The 19226-nt window shown below is 40.6% G+C and carries 33 protein-coding genes; 1 reads left to right on the top strand and 32 read right to left on the bottom strand.

Annotation, left to right across the window (positions count from 1 at the left end; genetic code table 11):
- Positions 1 to 72 precede the first annotated feature (72 nt).
- Positions 73 to 834 carry a glycosyltransferase family 2 protein gene (locus J5A60_RS00845; protein ID WP_212510248.1) on the top strand — a complete coding sequence of 254 codons (762 nt, stop codon included), beginning with the start codon at positions 73 to 75 and terminating at the stop codon, positions 832 to 834.
- 95 nt (positions 835 to 929) lie between these two features.
- On the opposite strand, the gene rplQ is transcribed toward J5A60_RS00845, so the two are convergent.
- The 32 genes from rplQ to J5A60_RS00685 form a co-directional block, all read right to left on the bottom strand.
- Positions 930 to 1319, bottom strand: coding sequence for a 50S ribosomal protein L17 (rplQ, locus tag J5A60_RS00840; protein ID WP_048750157.1), 390 nt, complete (start codon positions 1317 to 1319; stop codon positions 930 to 932).
- A gap of 41 nt (positions 1320 to 1360) precedes the next feature.
- A complete protein-coding gene (rpoA, locus tag J5A60_RS00835) occupies positions 1361 to 2350 on the bottom strand; it encodes a DNA-directed RNA polymerase subunit alpha (RefSeq protein ID WP_212510247.1) in 990 nt (329 codons plus the stop codon).
- Positions 2351 to 2378: 28 nt separating this feature from the next.
- On the bottom strand, positions 2379 to 2999 hold the full coding sequence (gene rpsD, locus J5A60_RS00830; protein ID WP_048750159.1) for a 30S ribosomal protein S4: 621 nt from the start codon (positions 2997 to 2999) through the stop codon (positions 2379 to 2381).
- A gap of 29 nt (positions 3000 to 3028) precedes the next feature.
- Positions 3029 to 3418: a 30S ribosomal protein S11 gene (gene rpsK / locus J5A60_RS00825; RefSeq protein ID WP_005701868.1), complete on the bottom strand. Its 390-nt coding sequence runs from the start codon at positions 3416 to 3418 to the stop codon at positions 3029 to 3031.
- A 15-nt stretch (positions 3419 to 3433) separates the two neighbouring features.
- On the bottom strand, positions 3434 to 3790 hold the full coding sequence (gene rpsM, locus J5A60_RS00820) for a 30S ribosomal protein S13 (protein WP_005548758.1): 357 nt from the start codon (positions 3788 to 3790) through the stop codon (positions 3434 to 3436).
- Positions 3791 to 3927: 137 nt separating this feature from the next.
- Positions 3928 to 4041 carry a 50S ribosomal protein L36 gene (gene rpmJ, locus J5A60_RS00815; protein ID WP_005548767.1) on the bottom strand — a complete coding sequence of 38 codons (114 nt, stop codon included), beginning with the start codon at positions 4039 to 4041 and terminating at the stop codon, positions 3928 to 3930.
- Positions 4042 to 4065: 24 nt separating this feature from the next.
- Complete coding sequence (secY, locus tag J5A60_RS00810) at positions 4066 to 5391, bottom strand: preprotein translocase subunit SecY (RefSeq protein ID WP_005715771.1); 1326 nt, start codon at positions 5389 to 5391, stop codon at positions 4066 to 4068.
- 3 nt (positions 5392 to 5394) lie between these two features.
- On the bottom strand, positions 5395 to 5829 hold the full coding sequence (rplO, locus tag J5A60_RS00805; RefSeq protein ID WP_005715768.1) for a 50S ribosomal protein L15: 435 nt from the start codon (positions 5827 to 5829) through the stop codon (positions 5395 to 5397).
- A 3-nt stretch (positions 5830 to 5832) separates the two neighbouring features.
- Positions 5833 to 6012 carry a 50S ribosomal protein L30 gene (gene rpmD / locus J5A60_RS00800; RefSeq protein WP_005715766.1) on the bottom strand — a complete coding sequence of 60 codons (180 nt, stop codon included), beginning with the start codon at positions 6010 to 6012 and terminating at the stop codon, positions 5833 to 5835.
- A 6-nt stretch (positions 6013 to 6018) separates the two neighbouring features.
- The gene (rpsE, locus tag J5A60_RS00795) at positions 6019 to 6519 is read right to left on the bottom strand and encodes a 30S ribosomal protein S5 (RefSeq protein WP_005715763.1); all 501 of its coding nucleotides are present in this window, start codon (positions 6517 to 6519) and stop codon (positions 6019 to 6021) included.
- Between the two features lie 15 nt (positions 6520 to 6534).
- Entirely contained in the window at positions 6535 to 6888 is a 354-nt protein-coding gene (rplR, locus tag J5A60_RS00790) for a 50S ribosomal protein L18 (RefSeq protein WP_048750160.1), read from the bottom strand.
- Between the two features lie 13 nt (positions 6889 to 6901).
- Positions 6902 to 7435: a 50S ribosomal protein L6 gene (rplF, locus tag J5A60_RS00785; protein ID WP_005715756.1), complete on the bottom strand. Its 534-nt coding sequence runs from the start codon at positions 7433 to 7435 to the stop codon at positions 6902 to 6904.
- Between the two features lie 15 nt (positions 7436 to 7450).
- Entirely contained in the window at positions 7451 to 7843 is a 393-nt protein-coding gene (rpsH, locus tag J5A60_RS00780; RefSeq protein WP_005715755.1) for a 30S ribosomal protein S8, read from the bottom strand.
- Between the two features lie 36 nt (positions 7844 to 7879).
- The gene (gene rpsN, locus J5A60_RS00775) at positions 7880 to 8185 is read right to left on the bottom strand and encodes a 30S ribosomal protein S14 (RefSeq protein WP_005715753.1); all 306 of its coding nucleotides are present in this window, start codon (positions 8183 to 8185) and stop codon (positions 7880 to 7882) included.
- A 12-nt stretch (positions 8186 to 8197) separates the two neighbouring features.
- Entirely contained in the window at positions 8198 to 8737 is a 540-nt protein-coding gene (rplE, locus tag J5A60_RS00770; protein ID WP_005715751.1) for a 50S ribosomal protein L5, read from the bottom strand.
- A 17-nt stretch (positions 8738 to 8754) separates the two neighbouring features.
- On the bottom strand, positions 8755 to 9066 hold the full coding sequence (gene rplX, locus J5A60_RS00765) for a 50S ribosomal protein L24 (protein ID WP_005548785.1): 312 nt from the start codon (positions 9064 to 9066) through the stop codon (positions 8755 to 8757).
- A gap of 10 nt (positions 9067 to 9076) precedes the next feature.
- Complete coding sequence (rplN, locus tag J5A60_RS00760; RefSeq protein ID WP_109128314.1) at positions 9077 to 9448, bottom strand: 50S ribosomal protein L14; 372 nt, start codon at positions 9446 to 9448, stop codon at positions 9077 to 9079.
- Between the two features lie 297 nt (positions 9449 to 9745).
- Positions 9746 to 10003 carry a 30S ribosomal protein S17 gene (gene rpsQ, locus J5A60_RS00755; protein WP_005539352.1) on the bottom strand — a complete coding sequence of 86 codons (258 nt, stop codon included), beginning with the start codon at positions 10001 to 10003 and terminating at the stop codon, positions 9746 to 9748.
- A complete protein-coding gene (rpmC, locus tag J5A60_RS00750) occupies positions 10003 to 10194 on the bottom strand; it encodes a 50S ribosomal protein L29 (protein WP_005539356.1) in 192 nt (63 codons plus the stop codon). The genes rpsQ and rpmC overlap by 1 nt, the downstream gene beginning before the upstream one ends.
- Positions 10194 to 10604 (bottom strand): 50S ribosomal protein L16, encoded by a 411-nt coding sequence (gene rplP, locus J5A60_RS00745; RefSeq protein WP_212510246.1) that lies wholly within the window; start codon positions 10602 to 10604, stop codon positions 10194 to 10196. Before rplP ends, rpmC begins: the two co-directional genes overlap by 1 nt.
- Positions 10605 to 10617: 13 nt before the next feature.
- Entirely contained in the window at positions 10618 to 11325 is a 708-nt protein-coding gene (gene rpsC / locus J5A60_RS00740; protein WP_005715746.1) for a 30S ribosomal protein S3, read from the bottom strand.
- Positions 11326 to 11341: 16 nt separating this feature from the next.
- Complete coding sequence (gene rplV / locus J5A60_RS00735; protein ID WP_005539363.1) at positions 11342 to 11674, bottom strand: 50S ribosomal protein L22; 333 nt, start codon at positions 11672 to 11674, stop codon at positions 11342 to 11344.
- Positions 11675 to 11684: 10 nt separating this feature from the next.
- Complete coding sequence (gene rpsS, locus J5A60_RS00730; protein ID WP_005539416.1) at positions 11685 to 11960, bottom strand: 30S ribosomal protein S19; 276 nt, start codon at positions 11958 to 11960, stop codon at positions 11685 to 11687.
- 25 nt (positions 11961 to 11985) lie between these two features.
- Entirely contained in the window at positions 11986 to 12807 is an 822-nt protein-coding gene (gene rplB / locus J5A60_RS00725; RefSeq protein ID WP_005701883.1) for a 50S ribosomal protein L2, read from the bottom strand.
- Between the two features lie 20 nt (positions 12808 to 12827).
- Positions 12828 to 13130, bottom strand: a complete 303-nt coding sequence (gene rplW, locus J5A60_RS00720; RefSeq protein ID WP_005701885.1) for a 50S ribosomal protein L23 — start codon at positions 13128 to 13130, stop codon at positions 12828 to 12830.
- Positions 13127 to 13729, bottom strand: coding sequence for a 50S ribosomal protein L4 (gene rplD / locus J5A60_RS00715; RefSeq protein WP_005556240.1), 603 nt, complete (start codon positions 13727 to 13729; stop codon positions 13127 to 13129). The genes rplW and rplD overlap by 4 nt, the downstream gene beginning before the upstream one ends.
- A gap of 15 nt (positions 13730 to 13744) precedes the next feature.
- On the bottom strand, positions 13745 to 14371 hold the full coding sequence (gene rplC / locus J5A60_RS00710) for a 50S ribosomal protein L3 (RefSeq protein ID WP_005704440.1): 627 nt from the start codon (positions 14369 to 14371) through the stop codon (positions 13745 to 13747).
- A gap of 16 nt (positions 14372 to 14387) precedes the next feature.
- On the bottom strand, positions 14388 to 14699 hold the full coding sequence (rpsJ, locus tag J5A60_RS00705) for a 30S ribosomal protein S10 (protein ID WP_001181005.1): 312 nt from the start codon (positions 14697 to 14699) through the stop codon (positions 14388 to 14390).
- A 312-nt stretch (positions 14700 to 15011) separates the two neighbouring features.
- A complete protein-coding gene (locus J5A60_RS00700; protein ID WP_212510245.1) occupies positions 15012 to 15479 on the bottom strand; it encodes an Lrp/AsnC family transcriptional regulator in 468 nt (155 codons plus the stop codon).
- 94 nt (positions 15480 to 15573) lie between these two features.
- Positions 15574 to 17103: a YfcC family protein gene (locus J5A60_RS00695; protein ID WP_212510244.1), complete on the bottom strand. Its 1530-nt coding sequence runs from the start codon at positions 17101 to 17103 to the stop codon at positions 15574 to 15576.
- Positions 17104 to 17213: 110 nt separating this feature from the next.
- Entirely contained in the window at positions 17214 to 18146 is a 933-nt protein-coding gene (arcC, locus tag J5A60_RS00690) for a carbamate kinase (RefSeq protein WP_048750166.1), read from the bottom strand.
- Between the two features lie 10 nt (positions 18147 to 18156).
- Positions 18157 to 19161 (bottom strand): ornithine carbamoyltransferase, encoded by a 1005-nt coding sequence (locus J5A60_RS00685; RefSeq protein WP_005715736.1) that lies wholly within the window; start codon positions 19159 to 19161, stop codon positions 18157 to 18159.
- Positions 19162 to 19226 lie beyond the last annotated feature (65 nt).

The raw sequence follows: 19226 nt of genomic DNA, 5'->3' as shown, positions 1-19226 counted from the left end.
ATTGCGAAAATTAATAATGATAAACAAGCGCTTAGTATAAGCGTTTGCAACAGATTCACAAAGGATAAAAACATGCCTACTATCAGTGTTGCAATGATTGTCAAAAATGAGGCCCATCACCTCACATCTTGTTTAGATACGGTGAAAGATTGGGTAGACGAAATCATCATTTTAGACTCAGGCAGTACAGACGATACACAACGTATCGCCGAGCAATACGGCGCAAAATTTTACCAGAATATTGATTGGCCTGGCTTTGGTAAACAACGCCAATTGGCTCAACAACATGTCACCAGTGATTATGTACTATGGTTAGATGCAGACGAACGAGTCACACCAGAATTACGCCAATCTATTCAAAATGCAATAGCACAAGATGTACCAAATACAGCATACAAAATCCCGCGTTTAAGCGAAGTGTTCGGTAGCCAAATTCGCTACTCCGGCTGGTATCCCGATTATGTCATTCGTCTTTACCGCACAGATTTCGCCCACTATGGAGATCAATTAGTGCATGAAAAAGTTGAATTGCCTGCCAATGCCGAGATTCAAAAATTAAATGGCGATTTGCTTCATTACACTTATCAAGATATTCATCATTACTTAGTCAAATCTGCCGGCTATGCCAAAGCATGGGCAGAGCAACGAGAAAAAGCGGGTAAAAAAGCCACCTTATGGCAAGGCATAACCCATGCTATCGGTTGTTTTGTAAAAATGTATTTTATTCGATTAGGTTTCTTGGATGGCAAGGCAGGATTATTATTAGCAATTCTTTCTGCACACTCTACTTTTGTAAAATACGCAGATTTATGGGTTAGAAAGAGAACTAAATAAGAGTGATATATTACGATATTTTAAGCCTATAACTCTTTAAAAATAAAAAAGGTCGAATGTTGCCATTCGACCTTTTTAGTTAATAAATTAAAATCTTATTCCGCTACAGCTTCTTCAGTAGAAACTTCCGGACGATCAACTAACTCAATGTAAGCCATTGGTGCATTATCGCCTGCACGGAAACCACATTTAAGAATGCGGGTGTAACCACCAGCACGCTGAGCAAAACGTGGACCTAATTCATTAAATAATTTTGCAACAGTTTCAATATTGCGTGTACGAGCAAAAGCTAAGCGGCGATTTGCCACAGTGTCTACTTTTGCTAAAGTAATTAACGGCTCAACTACTCGACGTAATTCTTTTGCTTTAGGCAAAGTTGTTTTAATGATCTCATGACCAATTAAAGAACTTGCCATATTACGGAACATCGCTTGACGATGACTGCTATTACGGTTTAGTTGACGACCACTCTTACGATGGCGCATAACCTTATCCTTCTCAGAAAAATCTTTAACCTACGACCAAACTAGTCTTCAGCAATACTTGCTGGTGGCCAATTTTCAAGGCGCATACCTAGTGATAAGCCTCTTGAAGCGAGCACATCTTTAATTTCGGTAAGTGATTTTTTACCCAAATTAGGTGTTTTTAACAACTCAACTTCTGTACGTTGTACTAAATCACCGATATAGTGAATTGTTTCTGCTTTCAAACAGTTAGCAGAACGAACTGTCAACTCTAAGTCATCAACAGGACGAAGCAGAATCGGATCGAATTCAGGCTTCTCTTCCTTAACTTCAGGCTGACGAACATCACGCAAATCAACGAATGCATCAAGCTGTTCTGCTAAAATTGTTGCTGCACGACGAATCGCATCCTCAGGATCAATAGTACCATTTGTTTCTAGCTCAATAACCAACTTATCCAAATCGGTACGTTGTTCAACACGTGCTGCTTCAACATTGTAAGCAATACGGTCAATTGGGCTATAACAAGCATCCACTAATAAACGTCCAATTGGACGATCCTCGTCTTGATTCTGAGTACGAGCAGATGCTGGAACATATCCTCTACCACGTTGGACACGAATACGCATATTAATTGACGCATTCTCATCTGTTAAATGGCAAATGACATGTTCAGGATTTACAATTTCAACATCACCATCATGGGTAATGTCTGCAGCAACAACAGGGCCAATTCCAGACTTACTAAGTGTCAAAAGAACATCATCTTTATTTTGTACCTTTACAGCTAAACCTTTTAAGTTTAATAGCACTTCGATAATATCTTCTTGTACACCTTCTTTACTACTATATTCATGCAGTACACCATCAATCTCTACTTCAGTAACAGCACAACCTGGCATTGAAGATAAAAGAATTCGACGTAATGCATTTCCTAGAGTATGACCGAAACCACGCTCTAAAGGCTCTAAGATCACCTTAGCTTGAGTTGAGTTAGTTTGCTCAATGTCAACTAAACGTGGTTTTAAAAATTCTGTAACAGAACCCTGCATTTTATCCTCTCTTTGCTTCTAAGCTCTATTATTTAGAATAAAGCTCAACGATCAGATGTTCATTAATGTCTGCTGATAAATCAGAACGCTCAGGAACACGTTTGAATACACCTTCCATTTTAGCAGCATCAACTTCTAACCAAGTTGGTTTTTCTTTCTGTTCTGCTAATTCTAATGATGCTTTAATACGTGCTTGTTTTTTAGATTTTTCACGAACAGCGATCACATCATCAACTGAAACTTGGAAAGATGGGATGTTTACCACACGACCATTAACAACGATAGCTTTATGGCTCACTAACTGGCGAGCTTCAGCGCGAGTTGCTGCAAATCCCATACGATAAACTACATTATCTAATCGACCCTCAAGTAATACTAATAGATTTTCACCTGTATTACCCTTTAATCGATTTGCTTCTTTGTAGTAATTACGGAATTGACGTTCTAAAATACCGTACATACGGCGAACTTTTTGTTTCTCACGTAACTGACTACCATAGTCAGATAAACGTGGCTTACGTGCACCATGTTGACCTGGCGCAGTATCAATTTTACATTTTGAATCAATCGCACGAACGCCTGATTTAAGAAATAAATCAGTACCTTCACGGCGGCTTAGCTTGAGTTTAGGACCCAAATATCTTGCCATTTTCTTTCTCCAACTATCCTATAACGTCATTAAACACGACGTTTTTTCGGTGGACGACAACCGTTATGAGGAATCGGAGTCACATCAGTAATATTCGTAATACGGAAACCTGCCGCATTTAATGCACGAATAGTTGACTCACGACCAGGACCAGGTCCTTTTACCATAACTTCCAAGTTTTTCAAGCCGAATTCTTTTACAACTTCAGCACAACGTTCAGCAGCAACCTGTGCAGCAAACGGGGTGGATTTACGAGAACCACGGAAACCTGAACCACCTGCGGTAGCCCAAGCGAGGGCATTACCTTGACGATCAGTTATAGTAACGATTGTGTTATTGAAAGATGCGTGAATATGTGCAACGCCATCTACAACTTGTTTTTTTACACGTTTACGTGCACGAACTGGTGTTTTTGCCATCTTAATTTACCCCGACTATTTTTTGATCGGCTTACGAGGACCCTTGCGGGTACGCGCATTAGTTTTAGTACGTTGACCACGTACCGGTAAACTACGACGATGACGTAAACCACGATAACAACCTAAATCTAATAGGCGTTTAATGTTAAGTGTTACTTCACGACGTAAATCCCCTTCGACGGTAAATTTACCAACTTCGTCACGCAGTTTGTCAATCTGCTCTTCAGACAATTCGCTGATCTTAACATCTTCAGCAATACCTGCAGCAGCACAAATGCTTTTTGAGCGGGTTTTGCCAATACCGTAAATTGCAGTTAAAGCGATTACAGCGTGTTTATGATCAGGAATGTTAATGCCTGCAATACGGGCCACTATGCACTCCTATTGTTAATTAGTTGACACTCTGATCTTGAAAAGCCCGTTTTCAGGATACTCAAACAGAGCGTCAAGGAAATAAATGAGTTGGGTAGTATATATACCCAACCTGTTCTTTGCAAGAAAAATATCAACTAACCTTGACGTTGCTTATGCTTAGGATCGCTACAAAGTACACGAACAACACCTTCGCGTTTAACAATCTTACAGTTACGACATAATTTCTTAACGGAAGCACGAACTTTCATTGCTTATCCTTTTTAATAATTGGACTATTGTCCAAAACCTTTGAGGTTTGCTTTTTTCAACGCAGATTCATATTTTGTAGACATCAAATGACTCTGAATCTGAACGATGAAATCCATAATGACCACCACAACAATTAGCAAGGAGGTACCGCCAAAATAAAACTGCACATTCCAAGCTGATGTCATGATATAAGGAACTAAACAAACAAATGTGACATATAGACCACCAATAAGAGTTAATCTAGTCATAATTTTATCGATATACCGAGATGTTTGTTCCCCAGGTCTAATTCCAGGTATAAATGCACCTGATTTTTTCAAGTTATCTGCTGTATCTCTAGGATTATATTGCATTGCAGTATAGAAAAAGCTAAAGAAGATAATTGCAGTAGCATAAACAATCAAGTATAAAGGTTGTCCAGGATGCAATAACATTGATAAATCAGTTAGCCATTCTAAGCTTGACCCTTGCCCAACCCATTGAGTTAATGTTGCTGGGAAAAGAATTATACTTGATGCAAAAATTGCTGGGATAACACCTGCCATATTCACTTTTAATGGAAGATGAGTCGTATGTCCCCCCAAGATTTGTCTACCTTGTTGGCGTTTAGCATACTCAATTTTAATTCTTCTTTGCCCCCGTTCTACGAAAACAACAAAATAAGTAACTACGAAGACAATTACAGCAATTAATATAAGAACAAGAAAATGCATCTGACCAAGACGAGCTTGCTCAATTGTTTGACCTACAGCAGCAGGCAATCCTGCCACAATACCAGCAAAAATAATTAAAGAAATGCCATTCCCAATACCACGCTCTGTAATTTGCTCGCCTAGCCACATTAAAAACATAGTTCCTGTAACTAAACTAATCACGGCAGTAAAATAGAACCCAAACCCAAGATTCGGAACTAGGCCTGGTAGCATGTTAGGTAAACCCGTTGAAATACCAACCGCCTGCAAGGTAGCAAGAACAACCGTAGAATAACGGGTATACTTACTAATTTTACGACGACCAGATTCACCTTCCTTTCTTAACTCAGCAAGTGCTGGATGAACCGATGCTAACAACTGAATAATAATTGATGCCGAGATATAAGGCATAATGCCCAAAGCAAAAATAGAAGCTCGGCTCAATGCACCACCAGAGAACATATTAAACATATCAATGATGGTGCCTTTTTGCTGTTCAATTAATTGAGCTAACACAGCTGCATCTATACCAGGAACCGGAATGAACGAACCAATACGGAAAACAATAAGCGCTCCAAGAACAAATAATAATCTGCTTCTCAGTTCACTTTTACCGTCTTGAACACTTCTCGTTTGATAGCCTGGTTGCTTAGCCATTAATTATTCCTCAATTGAACCGCCAACAGCCTCAATAGCTGCTTTAGCGCCTTTAGTAACACGTAATCCACGAACAACTAACTTAACTTTAACTTCACCAGCTAAAATTACCTTAGCAAACTGAATATCCTTAGTTAAAATATTAGCTGCTTTTAGTGTCTCTAAAGTTACAATGCCATTTTCAATTTTGTTTAGGTCATCTAAACGAACTTCTGCTGTTACTGCAGACTTCATTGAAGTAAAACCAAATTTAGGTAAACGACGATATAAAGGCATTTGACCACCTTCAAACCCGCGACGAACACCGCCACCGGTACGAGATTTTTGACCTTTATGACCACGTCCACCGGTTTTACCTAAACCAGAACCGATACCACGACCAAGACGTTTAGCACTATGCTTAGCACCTTCAGCCGGAGATAGAGTATTTAAACGCATCTATTACTCCTCCACTTTAACCATATATGAAATCTGGTTAATCATTCCACGTACTGCCGGAGTATCAATTAACTCAACAGTATGATGCATATGGCGAAGACCAAGACCACGTAGCGTAGCTTTATGCTTCGGTAAACGAGCAATAGAACTACGAACTTGCGTTACTTTAATAGTTTTAGCCATTATTAATTACCCCAAAATTTCATCAACTGATTTACCACGTTTAGCAGCAACCATTTCTGGTGATTTCATATTTGCTAAAGCATCAATAGTTGCACGAACAACATTGATTGGGTTAGTTGAACCATAAGCCTTTGACAATACGTTACGTACGCCAGCAACTTCTAACACAGCACGCATTGCACCACCGGCAATGATACCGGTACCCTCACTAGCAGGTTGCATAAATACTCTAGAACCTGTATGGACACCCTTAACAGGGTGCTGCAATGTTCCTTCAGTTAAAGTTACATTGATCATATTACGACGCGCCTTCTCCATTGCCTTTTGAATAGCTGCAGGAACTTCACGCGCTTTGCCATATCCAAAACCGACACGGCCATTACCATCGCCCACTACGGTCAACGCAGTGAAACTCATGATACGACCACCTTTCACAGTTTTAGATACGCGGTTTACCGCAATTAGCTTCTCTTGCAGTTCACCAGCTTGTTTTTCGATGTTTGACATCTCAAATTACCTCAATTAGAACTGTAGACCAGCTTCACGAGCAGCATCCGCCAAAGATTGGACACGGCCATGATATTTAAAACCAGAACGATCAAAAGCCACGTCTTTAACGCCTTTTGCTAATGCTCTTTCCGCAACAACTTTACCGACAACAGCGGCTGCTTCTTTATTTCCGGTATATTTCACTTGCTCACTAATTACTTTCTCAACAGTAGAAGCAGCAGCAAGCACTTCCGAACCGTTTGGTGCGATAACCTGAGCGTAGATATGACGTGGAGTACGATGAATAACTAAACGAGTTACTCCCTGTTCTCTCATCATATGACGCGCACGAGCCGCACGACGGATACGAGCTGATTTCTTATCCATAGTGTTACCTTAATTATTTCTTCTTAGCTTCTTTAATACGTACCACTTCATCAGCGTAACGTACCCCTTTACCTTTATACGGTTCAGGGCGACGATAAGCACGAATATCTGCAGCAACTTGACCAATCAACTGTTTATCTGAGCCTTTCAAAACAATTTCAGTTTGAGAAGGACACTCAGCAGTAATTCCTGCAGGTAAAACATGCTCAACAGGGTGAGAAAATCCAAGACTTAAAGCAACAGCATTTCCCTTAATTTGAGCTCTATAACCTACACCTACTAATTGTAGTTTTCTTGTAAATCCTTCAGTCACACCGATAACCATGGAATTAACTAATGCTCTAGCAGTACCTGACTGAGCATTACCACCTTCAATACCTTCGCGAGGTGAAAATGTTAATTCATTATTTTCATGCTTAACTTCTACTGAATGATGAATAGAGCGAGACAACTCACCATTTTTACCTTTAATTGTTAGTAACTGTCCGTTAAGTTTTACCTCAACACCGGCAGGAATACTAACAGGTGCTTTTGCAACACGAGACATTTTCCTACCTCTCCATTAAGCTACATAACAAATGATCTCACCGCCTAAACCCGCTTGACGAGCTGCACGGTCAGTCATTACACCTTTAGATGTAGATACTACAGCAATACCTAAACCACCCATTACTTTCGGTAATTCGTCTTTACGTTTGTAAATACGAAGACCTGGGCGACTTACACGCTGAATACTCTCTACAACCGGTTTATTTTGGAAATATTTTAATGTAATTTCCAATTCAGGTTTTACACCTTCAACTACTTTAACGCTTTCGATATAACCTTCGCTAGCTAATACATTGGCAATTGCAACTTTTAGCTTGGATGAAGGCATACTGATCGCAACTTTATTCGCAGCTTGACCGTTACGAATACGGGTCAACATATCTGCGATAGGATCTTGCATACTCATTGTGCTTTTACTCCGATTCCAAATTAAAGTGGCATACTACCAGCTAGCTTTCTTAAGGCCTGGGATTTCACCGCGCATAGCAGCTTCACGAACCTTAATACGGCTTAAACCAAACTTACGAAGAACGCCGTGAGGACGTCCAGTTTGACGACAACGGTTACGTTGACGACTAGGGCTAGAGTCACGTGGTAAAGTTTGTAACTTCATCACGGCATTCCAACGATCTTCGTCAGAGGCATTAACGTCAGAAATAATTTTTTTCAATTCTACGCGTTGCGCATAAAATTTTTCAGCCAATTTGACGCGCTTTACATCGCGTGCTTTCATTGATTGTTTAGCCATTTGCAACCTGCCTTACTTACGGAATGGGAAATTAAAGGCAGCCAATAGTGCTCGACCTTCTTCATCATTCTTAGCTGTTGTGGTAATAGTAATATCTAAACCACGTACACGATCTACTTTATCGTAGTCGATTTCAGGGAAGATGATTTGCTCACGCACACCCATACTGTAATTTCCACGACCATCAAATGATTTCGCGCTTAAACCGCGGAAGTCACGAATACGTGGAACAGCAATTGTAATTAAACGTTCTAAGAACTCCCACATACGTTCACCACGTAGTGTTACTTTACAACCGATTGGATATCCCTGACGGATTTTAAAGCCTGCAACAGACTTGCGAGCTTTAGTAACCAAAGGTTTTTGACCGCTAATCGCTGCTAAATCTGCTACTGCATTATCTAGCAATTTTTTATCGGTCAATGCTTCACCCACACCCATATTTAGGGTTATCTTTTCGATTCGTGGGACTTGCATGACAGATGAGTAGTTGAATTTAGTTTTCAATTCATTTACTACTTGATCTCTGTAGTAATCATGCAGTTTCGCCATCGCATTACTCCAGTTTGTTAAATAATTTCATTGTTAGATTTGAAGAAACGTACTTTTTTGCCGTCTTCGAATCTAAAACCTACTCGGTCAGCTTTATTTGTTGTTGGGTTGAAAATTGCAACGTTTGATACATCAATTGCAGCTTCTTTCTTCACTAAACCACCTTCTTTACCTAATGCAGGTACCGGTTTTTCATGTTTAGTGATGATATTTACGCCTTCAACAATCACCTTACCGTTAGATAACACTTTTGTTACCTTACCGCGCTTACCTTTGCTTTTGCCGGTAAGCACAATTACTTCATCATTTTGACGGATTTTTGCAGCCATTACATTCTCCTTACAGTACTTCTGGAGCTAAAGAAATGATCTTCATGAATTTCTCAGAACGAAGTTCACGAGTCACCGGTCCAAAAATACGAGTACCGATTGGTTGCTCGGTGTTATTATTTAAAATTACACAGGCATTACCATCGAAACGAATAACTGCCCCATCTGGGCGACGAACACCCTTCTTGGTGCGCACAACAACTGCTTTTAACACATCACCTTTTTTCACTTTACCACGTGGAATTGCTTCTTTTACGGTAATTTTGATGATGTCGCCAATAGCAGCATAACGACGGTGCGATCCACCTAGAACCTTGATACACATTACGCTACGAGCCCCTGAGTTATCAGCAACATCCAGCATAGTCTGTTCTTGGATCATATTAGTGCTCCGTTAAATTAAAAAACTACCCTTGCGGGACGAACCTTCCGAAAATACACATTAAATAAATGTATATGACGGAGAGGTGGCGGAGTTTAGCAAAATTAGATACAAAAAGCAACGGGATTTTATTTCTAAAAATTAACTTATAGGAAAAAATTCCAGTTAGTAAAATCTCATCTCACTCTTATGCTTATGTGAGAAAACAGAAGTGCGGTCAAAATTTCAAGCGTTTAAAAAATGAAAAGCCAATAACTTTACGCTATTGGCTTTTATTTTATTACTTTTTGTTGTTAATTAAGCAATCACTGCTTTCTCAACTACACGAACTAAAGTCCATGACTTAGTTTTAGAAATCGGACGACATTCGCGAACTTCTACTAAATCACCTAATTTAGCTTCGTTATTTTCATCGTGCACATGTAGTTTAGTTGTGCGACGGATAAACTTACCATAAAGTGGGTGTTTAACCTTGCGTTCAATAGCAACAACGAAAGATTTCTCCATCTTGTCACTTACTACACGACCTTGCACGCTACGAATTTTATCAGTCATTACTCACCCGCCTTTTCGGTTAGAACAGTTTTAATTTGTGCAATACTACGACGCACTTGTTTTAACTGATGGGTTTGTTGAAGCTGACCGGTGGCTGCTTGCATACGCAACTTGAATTGCTCACCTAACAAGTTAACCAATTCAGCATTCAGCTCTTCAACACTTTTTGTACGTAGTTCTTGAGCTTTCATTACATCACCGTCTTAGTTACGAAAGTGGTCTTAATTGGCAATTTAGCAGCTGCTAATGCAAATGCTTCTCTTGCGATCTCTTCAGACACACCATCCATTTCATAGAGAACTTTACCCGGCTGGATTAAGGCTACCCAGTACTCAACGTTACCTTTACCTTTACCCATACGGACTTCTAGTGGTTTTTCAGTAATTGGTTTATCTGGGAATACACGAATCCAGATTTTACCTTGACGTTTTACTGCACGAGTCATCGCACGACGAGCGGCTTCAATTTGACGCGCAGTTAAACGACCACGACCAACTGCTTTTAAACCGAAAGTACCGAAGCTAACATCTGTACCACCCGCGATACCGCGGTTACGGCCTTTGTGAACTTTACGGAATTTTGTACGTTTTGGTTGCAACATTTAGCGATTCTCCTTACTTACGACCTTTACCGCGCGGAGCCTTTTTAGGCTTGTCGGCAGGTTGTTGTTCCGGTTGCGCTAGCGCAGCCATTCCACCAAGAATCTCACCTTTGAAGATCCATACTTTAACGCCAATTACGCCGTATGTAGTATGAGCTTCTGCAGTGTTATAGTCGATGTCCGCACGCAATGTATGTAGAGGCACACGACCTTCACGATACCATTCAGAACGAGCAATTTCAGCACCGCCCAAACGACCGCTAACTTCAACTTTGATACCTTTAGCGCCTAAACGCATTGCATTCTGTACCGCTTTCTTCATAGCACGACGGAACATAACACGACGTTCTAATTGTGAAGCGATGCTGTCTGCAACTAATTTTGCATCTAATTCAGGTTTTTTCACTTCAGCAATGTTGATTTGAGCAGGAACGCCGGCAATTTTTGCCACTGCATTACGCAATTTTTCAACATCTTCGCCTTTTTTACCAATGACGATACCCGGGCGAGCTGTGTGAATAGTAACACGAATACTTTTCGCAGGACGTTCAATAGTGATACGTGAAACGGAAGCATTCGCTAATTCTTTGTTTAAGAATTGACGTACTTTGAAATCGCCTTCAAGATTGTCAGCGAAGTCTTGTGTATTCGCAAACCAAGTAGAGCTCCAAGGTTTTACAATACCTAGGCGAATACCATGTGGATGTACTTTTTGACCCATTGTTATTCCTCTACGATTAACGATCTGACACAACCACAGTAATGTGGCTTGTACGTTTTAAAATACGATCTGCACGACCTTTAGCACGTGGCATAACACGTTTCATGCTTGGACCTTCATCTACGAAAATCTTCGCAACTTTAAGATCATCGATATCTGCACCGTCATTGTGCTCAGCATTAGCAATCGCTGACTCAAGAACTTTCTTCACTAAAGCAGATGCTTTTTTATTCGTGTAAGTAAGAATTTCTAGAGCTTGAGCAACTTTCTTGCCACGGATTAAATCCGCAACTAAGCGAGCTTTTTGCGCTGAAGTGCGAGCGTAACGATGTTTTGCAATAGTTTCCATCTTTTACCCCTTACTTCTTAGCTTTCTTGTCCGCAGCGTGACCGCGGTAAGTACGAGTCGGTGCAAATTCGCCTAATTTATGACCGATCATTTCATCAGAAACATAAACAGGAACATGCTGACGACCATTATGGACTGCGATGGTCAATCCAATCATTGATGGAATGATCATTGAACGACGGGACCAAGTTTTAATTGGTTTTTTATCCCCGCTTTCCACCGCCTTCTCTACCTTCTTCAACAAGTGTAGGTCAAGGAAAGGACCTTTCTTGAGAGAACGTGGCATGGCTTATCCTCTTATTTAATTAAAATTATTTACCACGACGACGTACGATATATTTATCAGTACGTTTGTTATGGCGAGTTTTCTTACCTTTAGTTTGAACGCCCCAAGGTGTTACTGGGTGTTTACCAAAGTTACGACCTTCACCACCACCGTGTGGGTGATCTACTGGGTTCATTGCAGTACCACGAACTGTAGGGCGTACACCTCTCCAGCGGTTAGCACCGGCCTTACCCAATACGCGAAGCATATGCTCTGAGTTGCCTACTTCACCAATGGTGGCAGAACATTCAGCTAACACTTTACGCATCTCGCCAGAACGGAGACGTAAAGTCACATAATTACCTTCACGGGCAATGATCTGTACATAAGCACCAGCTGAACGAGCAATTTGACCGCCTTTACCTGGTTTTAATTCAACATTATGTACGGTAGAACCAACCGGGATATTACGCATTGGTAATGAGTTACCAACTTTAATTGGCGCATGTGCACCCGCTTGGATTTGATCACCTGCAGCCAAACCTTTTGGTGCTAAGATATAACGACGTTCACCATCTTTATACAGCACTAAAGCAATATTTGCAGAACGATTCGGATCGTATTCTAAACGCTCAACAACACCAGGAATGTCTAATTTATTACGTTTAAAATCAATTAAACGATAGTGTTGTTTGTGACCGCCACCGATGTGACGAGTAGTAATACGACCATAGTTGTTACGACCACCGGTTTTAGATTTAGTATCTAAAAGCGCAGCAAAAGGTTTACCCTTATGCAACTCAGGATTAACAACTTTAACAACATGACGACGACCAGCGGAGGTCGGCTTACATTTAACGATAGCCATTATCTTCTACTCCTCCGTAATTACTCTGCTGCACCTTCAACGAAGTCCAAAGATTGTCCTTCTTGAAGTGTAACATAAGCTTTTTTCCAGTCACTGCGACGTCCCATCTTAGCACCACGGCGTTTAGTTTTACCTTTCACCACAACGGTACGAACAGAATCCACTTTCACTTCAAAAAGTTGCTCTACTGCATTAGCAATTTCTACTTTATTCGCATCTAAAGCGACTTTGAAAACGATTGTGTTTGACTTCTCAGCGTTATTTGTTGCTTTCTCAGAGACATGTGGTGCTTTAAGCACTTTTAGCAAACGTTCTTGACTCATGCTAACATCTCCTCAATTTGCTTCACAGCATCCACAGTTACAACTACTTTATCGAAAGCAATTAAACTTACCGGATCAATACCTTGAGCATCACGAACATCTACTTTGTATAAGTTACGTGCTGCCAAAAACAGATTTTCATCTAAACTTGCTGTGATGATTAACACATCTTCAAGTGCTAATTCTTTTAATTTTTGTACTAATACTTTGGTTTTTGGTGCATCAATTTCAAATTTATCAACAACAACTAAACGATCTTGACGAACAAGCTCGGAAAGAATGCTTTTGATTGCACCACGGTACATTTTCTTGTTCACTTTTTGGCTGTGATCTTGTGGTTTCGCTGCGAAAGTGACACCACCAGAACGCCAAATTGGTGATTTAATATCACCGGAACGAGCACGACCTGTACCTTTTTGACGCCAAGGTTTTTTACCTGAACCGGACACTTCAGCACGAGTTTTTTGTGCACGAGAACCTTGACGAGCACCTGCTGCATAAGCAACAACAACTTGGTGAATCAACGCTTCGTTAAACTCACGGCCGAAGGTAGTTTCAGAAACAGTGAGTGCATTAGCACCAACAACTTGTAATTCCATCTCTATCTCCTAGACCTATGCTTTAACTGCCGGCTTAACGATAACATCGCTACCAGTAGCACCTGGAACGGCACCTTTTACTAATAACAATTTACGCTCAGCATCTACACGAACAACTTCAAGGGATTGAACGGTTACACGCTCAGCACCTAAGTGTCCTGCCATTTTTTTACCTTTAAACACACGACCCGGAGTTTGGTTTTGACCAATAGAACCGAGAACACGATGTGATAAAGAGTTACCATGGGTAGCATCTTGAGTACGGAAGTTCCAACGTTTAACACCACCTTGGAAACCTTTACCTTTAGAAGTACCGGTAACATCAACTTTTTTAACATCTGCAAAGATGTCAACGTTAATTTCTTGACCTAAAGTGAATTCTTCACCTTCAGTACGAAATTCCCATAAACCGCGACCAGCTTCAACGCCAGCTTTCACGAAATGACCCGCTTCAGGCTTCGTTACACGACTTGCTTTTTTAGAGCCAGTGGTAACTTGAACTGCAGTATAGCCATCGTTTTCAAGAGTTTTAACTTGAGTTACGCGGTTGGCTTCGATTTCGATAACGGTAACCGGTACAGACACGCCATCTTCATTGAAGATACGGGTCATACCGACTTTACGACCGACTAAACCAATCATTGTAATAACCTCTTAATTAACCTAGGCTGATCTGCACGTCAACGCCGGCAGCCAAGTCTAAACGCATTAAAGCATCAACAGTTTTTTCTGTTGGCTCAACAATATCAACTAAACGTTTGTGAGTACGGATTTCATATTGATCACGCGCATCTTTGTTTACGTGTGGAGAAATCAATACTGTGAAACGCTCTTTACGAGTTGGTAAAGGAATCGGACCACGCACTTGCGCACCGGTACGTTTAGCTGTTTCAACGATCTCCGCTGTGGATTGATCAATCAAACGATGATCAAACGCTTTAAGGCGGATACGGATTCTTTGGTTCTGCATGAGACCAGAGCTCCAATAAATTTAGCTAATAAAAAAACTAACACCATCACAATTCTTACATCAAAACAACAAGAAAAGGAGGTGCAAGCTACCTGTTATATAGTCCCCAAATCGGAGACATTGTTAGTATTACATATCGTAATACCCGTTTAATAAATGATTACATTAAACGGCTTCTATAATTAAAGCCCGTGAATTCTACTAAAACCCAGCCTGAACTGCAAGCCTTTTATTACTTTTTACATTGATAAAGTGCGGTGAATTTTAAAAACGTTTTCTAAAACGACCGCACTTTATTAATGAAGCAGAGAATTACAAAGGCAATTCGGTAGTGTATTTAATGGTTTTTAGCGACACTTCCGACTTTAACGTTTTAATGCCGATCTCTTTGGTCAAATATTTGGTTTTTATGGCGTGAAATTCATCCAAATCAGATACCAGCATTTTTAAAATAAAATCGTAACTTCCTGCCATCAAATGACATTCTGTGATTTGCGGAATCAATTTTACTTCAAAAATGAACCGCTCTTTGAGGGCAGGATCTTCTTCAAAAAATATACCCTGCACATAAACAAGTAAATTGCGGTTTAATTTTTTAGGATTCAATAACGCCGTATAACCATCGATAACACCGCTTTCTTCTAAATGGTTTACTCGACGCAAACAAGCGGAATTTGATAGCCCGATTTCTTTGGCGAGCTCATTATTTTGTAAGCGCCCGTTGCGCTGTAAAGCCTTTAAAATGCGCGTATCAATGTTATCGAATAATTTCTTAAACATAAAAAATCCTTTTTTAGGAAAGAAAACGCGTGCGCATTATAACAAGGCCACCTATAAAAAACTGTGATATAGGTGGCCTTTATTAAAATTGATGTTAAACGCTATATAAGGAGACTTGAACAACCAGTAGGATTGCCCCGATGACCAATAAGCAGCCAATCATCGGCATCACAAATTTCACCCATTTATTAAATGGAATGTGCAACATTTGTAATGTCACCAACACCAAACCGGTCGGTGCCAAGAACAACATGGCGTATTGACCCCAGTTATAGGCAGAAACCACGATATCACGCGGAATACCCACTGCGTCCGCAAGCGGTGCCATAATTGGCATGGAAAGCACTGCCAAACCGGAAGAAGATGGCACGATAAGGCCTAAGAAGATGAAGACCACTAATTGACCGAGGATAAAGACGCTACCCGGCATACCACTTACAAGGTTAGACATGTAGTCCAAAATGGTGTCGGAAATCATACCTTGTTCAAGCACTAAGTTTACACCACGCGCCAAACCGATAATCAAGGATACACCGACCAATTCGGAAGCCCCTTCGGTAAAGGATTCCACAATATCTTTTTCTTTCAAGCCACTGATAAACATGATGATAATTGTGATGGACAAGAAAGAAGCAGCCATTTGTGGGAACCACCAACCGCCAGCCATTACCCCCCAAATCATGATTGGGAAAGCAATACAGAAGAGGATTAAGATCAGTTTTCTTCTTAAGGTAAATTCAACCACGGTATTTGGGTCAAAGTTTTTCATATAACGATGATAAAACTCTTCTCTATCTTCATAAGTATAGGAAAAACTCGGATCCGCTTTTACTTTCTTACCATACCAATATAAGTAAGCAATAACGCAAGTTGCCCCTAACAAGAGACCAATGGCACGGAATCCAATCCCTTCAGTAAATTGAATACCGGCAGCATTAGACGCGATAACCACTGAGAATGGGTTAATTGTGGAAAACGCTGTCCCCATAGAGGAAGCCAAGAAGATTGCACCAACACAAATGATGGCATCATACCCCAGCGCTAAAAATACCGGCACCAAGATAGGGTAAAACGCAACGGCTTCTTCTTCGATACCACAAGTTGTACCGCCTAACACCATCAACACGGAAACACTAAATACAATCATAAATTCATTGCCTTTCGTGCGCCGTGCTAGTGCCATGAGCCCTGCATTAAATGACCCTGTTCTATTAATTACACCAATCATACCGCCCAACACGAAGATGAACACCATCACATCCACCGCTTCGATGGTTCCTTCCACCATGCTGATAGGAATATCTTTGATACCTTTGTAATGTTGTTCAATACGTTGATAAGTGCCCGGAATGGCAATCGGTTTTTTGATCACCCCTTCGGTGAAATTGGAGAGTTTAATTTTGATATTAAGATTATTTAAGGTTTCTTCCGTAGCAGGATAAGTTTTATCTTGCTCACCATAAGCTTTTACTACAAAGACTTTTTCGGTCGTATTATAGGTCAACTTAGAATAGGAACCGGAAGGAATAACCCATGTTAATCCCACCGCAAGGATTAAAATGAAGAATAAAATCGTGAACGCTGATGGGAAATTAAAGACCTTTTTTTTATTAGACGCTTCCATAGCAGACTCCTCGTCAATATCGAAGTTAGCAGATCGGCATAATCATTCATCAACCATGCCGACCGCACATTCTACTTTGAACTGCTAAAATACTCAAAGTGAGTTTATTATTATGAATAATAAGAAATTTCTTTCACTTTATTCGTGATACGTGTGCCGGCTTTACCTTTCACAATATCAACGATATCGGAAAGTGAACCAATCACCGCATCTTTACCCGTACTACGTGCAAAATTCACTGCCGCCTGTACTTTCGGTCCCATAGAACCGGCGGCAAAGCCCATTTTTTCAATTTCATCCGGTGGTGCTGACGCGATAGCTTTTTGTGTTGGTTTGCCCCAATCTACAAAGGTTGCTGATACATCAGTCGCGATAATGAATAAATCTGCTTCCAGATTATCGGCAAGTAGTGCAGAACATAAGTCTTTATCGATAACCGCTTCTACGCCGCGCAAATTATGTTGCTCATCGTAGTAAGTCGGAATACCGCCACCACCGGCGCAAATCACGATACTGCCTTTTTCTAACAACCATTTAACCGGATTGATTTCAAAAATGCGTTTTGGTAACGGACTTGGCACCACGCGACGATATTTATCACCATCTTGTGCAATGCTCCAGTTTTTCTCTTTTGCCAAGCGTTCGGCTTCTTCTTTGGAATACACCGGACCGATTGGTTTGGTTGGGTTTTTAAATGCCGGGTCGTTTATATCTACTTCCACTTGTGATAACAATGTGGCGAACGGCACTTCAAACGGCACTAAGTTACCTAATTCTTGTTCAATCATGTAACCAATCATACCCACAGATTCGGCACCCAATACATCCAACGGATAAGGAGGTACTTCTTTATAGGCCGCACTTTGTAATGCTAACAAACCTACTTGTGGACCATTACCATGTGCGATGACCAATTCGTTATTTGGATAAATCTTCGCAATTTGTTCGCAAGCAATACGCACGTTTAATCGCTGGTTCTCAGCGGTGAGCGGCTCGCCGCGACGCAACAAGGCATTTCCACCTAATGCAATAACAATTCTCATATACCACCTCTTAAATTAAGCTGGAATAAAGTACGGCTTTAATGGTGTGCATGCGGTTTTCTGCTTGTTCGAAAGCCACATTCATTGGAGATTCAAAGACATCTTCGGTCACTTCAATACCATTTGCTAATTCAGGGTATTTTTCTGCAATTTGGCGACCTACTTTGGTTTCACTGTTGTGGAATGCCGGTAAACAGTGCATGAATTTCACACGCGGATTGCCGGTGCGTTTCATCAATTCAGGAGTGACTTGATACGGTAATAATAATTTAATGCGTTCGCCCCAGGTTTCTAATGGTTCACCCATAGAAACCCATACGTCAGTATGTACGAAATCAACGCCTTTCACGGCTTTATCAATATCATCAGTCACCGTAATGCGTGCGCCACTTTGTTTTGCAAATTTTTCGCACATGTCAACTAACTCTGCATCCGGCAATAAGGCTTTCGGTCCACAAATACGTACATCCATACCCAATTTAGCACCGATTAACAACAAGGAGTTACCCATGTTGTTACGCGCATCACCGATGTAAACATATTTGATTTCGCTTAATGGTTTGTCGCAGTTTTCAATCATGGTTAACACGTCCGCCAACATTTGGGTTGGGTGGAATTCATCGGTTAAACCGTTGAACACCGGCACACCGGCATATTCTGCTAATTCGTCCACAATTTCTTGTTTGAAACCACGATATTCAATAGCATCGTACATTCTGCCTAATACGCGGGCAGTGTCTTTCATACTTTCTTTGTGGCCAATTTGAGATGAATTTGGATCGATGTAAGTGACTTGGGCGCCTTGGTCATAAGCAGCGACTTCAAAAGCGCAACGGGTGCGGGTAGAGGTTTTTTCAAAAATTAGCGCAATGTTTTTGCCTTTTAATTTTTGTTGTTCGGTACCGGCATATTTTGCTCTTTTTAAGTCTCGGGATAGATCTAATAAATATTTGATTTCACGTTCTGAGTGATTAACAAGACTTAATAAGTGTCTGTTTTTAAGATTGAAAGCCATAATAATCTCCTTGATTTTTGTTTATTGACTTAATCCGAATAGCCAAGCTATTCACAAACTATTTA

The organism is Aggregatibacter sp. oral taxon 513, assembly GCF_018128305.1.
Lineage (GTDB): Bacteria > Pseudomonadota > Gammaproteobacteria > Enterobacterales > Pasteurellaceae > Aggregatibacter > Aggregatibacter segnis_A.
The sequence above is the reverse complement of the archived record's forward strand: the minus strand, read 5'-3'. Positions and strand labels throughout refer to the sequence as shown.

Coding starts and splice junctions, on each gene's coding strand:
- rpsK (WP_005701868.1), bottom strand. CDS start 3,418: ATGGCAAAAACACCAGTTCGTGCACGTAAACGTGTAAAAAAACAAGTT.
- rpmC (WP_005539356.1), bottom strand. CDS start 10,194: ATGAAAGCTCAAGAACTACGTACAAAAAGTGTTGAAGAGCTGAATGCT.
- J5A60_RS00700 (WP_212510245.1), bottom strand. CDS start 15,479: ATGTTTAAGAAATTATTCGATAACATTGATACGCGCATTTTAAAGGCT.
- rplR (WP_048750160.1), bottom strand. CDS start 6,888: ATGGATAAGAAATCAGCTCGTATCCGTCGTGCGGCTCGTGCGCGTCAT.
- rpsJ (WP_001181005.1), bottom strand. CDS start 14,699: ATGCAGAACCAAAGAATCCGTATCCGCCTTAAAGCGTTTGATCATCGT.
- rplQ (WP_048750157.1), bottom strand. CDS start 1,319: ATGCGCCATCGTAAGAGTGGTCGTCAACTAAACCGTAATAGCAGTCAT.
- rpoA (WP_212510247.1), bottom strand. CDS start 2,350: ATGCAGGGTTCTGTTACAGAATTTTTAAAACCACGTTTAGTTGACATT.
- rplW (WP_005701885.1), bottom strand. CDS start 13,130: ATGAGTCAAGAACGTTTGCTAAAAGTGCTTAAAGCACCACATGTCTCT.
- rpsC (WP_005715746.1), bottom strand. CDS start 11,325: ATGGGTCAAAAAGTACATCCACATGGTATTCGCCTAGGTATTGTAAAA.
- rplC (WP_005704440.1), bottom strand. CDS start 14,371: ATGATTGGTTTAGTCGGTCGTAAAGTCGGTATGACCCGTATCTTCAAT.
- J5A60_RS00695 (WP_212510244.1), bottom strand. CDS start 17,103: ATGGAAGCGTCTAATAAAAAAAAGGTCTTTAATTTCCCATCAGCGTTC.
- rpsS (WP_005539416.1), bottom strand. CDS start 11,960: ATGCCACGTTCTCTCAAGAAAGGTCCTTTCCTTGACCTACACTTGTTG.
- rplF (WP_005715756.1), bottom strand. CDS start 7,435: ATGTCTCGTGTTGCAAAAGCACCTGTTAGTATTCCTGCCGGTGTTGAG.
- rplO (WP_005715768.1), bottom strand. CDS start 5,829: ATGCGTTTAAATACTCTATCTCCGGCTGAAGGTGCTAAGCATAGTGCT.
- rpsN (WP_005715753.1), bottom strand. CDS start 8,185: ATGGCTAAACAATCAATGAAAGCACGCGATGTAAAGCGCGTCAAATTG.
- rpmJ (WP_005548767.1), bottom strand. CDS start 4,041: ATGAAAGTTCGTGCTTCCGTTAAGAAATTATGTCGTAACTGTAAGATT.
- rplV (WP_005539363.1), bottom strand. CDS start 11,674: ATGGAAACTATTGCAAAACATCGTTACGCTCGCACTTCAGCGCAAAAA.
- secY (WP_005715771.1), bottom strand. CDS start 5,391: ATGGCTAAGCAACCAGGCTATCAAACGAGAAGTGTTCAAGACGGTAAA.
- rplX (WP_005548785.1), bottom strand. CDS start 9,066: ATGGCTGCAAAAATCCGTCAAAATGATGAAGTAATTGTGCTTACCGGC.
- rplP (WP_212510246.1), bottom strand. CDS start 10,604: ATGTTGCAACCAAAACGTACAAAATTCCGTAAAGTTCACAAAGGCCGT.
- rplD (WP_005556240.1), bottom strand. CDS start 13,729: ATGGAATTACAAGTTGTTGGTGCTAATGCACTCACTGTTTCTGAAACT.
- rplN (WP_109128314.1), bottom strand. CDS start 9,448: ATGATCCAAGAACAGACTATGCTGGATGTTGCTGATAACTCAGGGGCT.
- J5A60_RS00685 (WP_005715736.1), bottom strand. CDS start 19,161: ATGGCTTTCAATCTTAAAAACAGACACTTATTAAGTCTTGTTAATCAC.
- arcC (WP_048750166.1), bottom strand. CDS start 18,146: ATGAGAATTGTTATTGCATTAGGTGGAAATGCCTTGTTGCGTCGCGGC.
- rpsQ (WP_005539352.1), bottom strand. CDS start 10,003: ATGACTGATAAAATTCGTAGCGTGCAAGGTCGTGTAGTAAGTGACAAG.
- rpmD (WP_005715766.1), bottom strand. CDS start 6,012: ATGGCTAAAACTATTAAAGTAACGCAAGTTCGTAGTTCTATTGCTCGT.
- rpsE (WP_005715763.1), bottom strand. CDS start 6,519: ATGTCAAACATCGAAAAACAAGCTGGTGAACTGCAAGAGAAGCTAATT.
- J5A60_RS00845 (WP_212510248.1), top strand. CDS start 73: ATGCCTACTATCAGTGTTGCAATGATTGTCAAAAATGAGGCCCATCAC.
- rpsH (WP_005715755.1), bottom strand. CDS start 7,843: ATGAGTATGCAAGATCCTATCGCAGATATGTTGACCCGTATTCGTAAC.
- rpsD (WP_048750159.1), bottom strand. CDS start 2,999: ATGGCAAGATATTTGGGTCCTAAACTCAAGCTAAGCCGCCGTGAAGGT.
- rplE (WP_005715751.1), bottom strand. CDS start 8,737: ATGGCGAAACTGCATGATTACTACAGAGATCAAGTAGTAAATGAATTG.
- rplB (WP_005701883.1), bottom strand. CDS start 12,807: ATGGCTATCGTTAAATGTAAGCCGACCTCCGCTGGTCGTCGTCATGTT.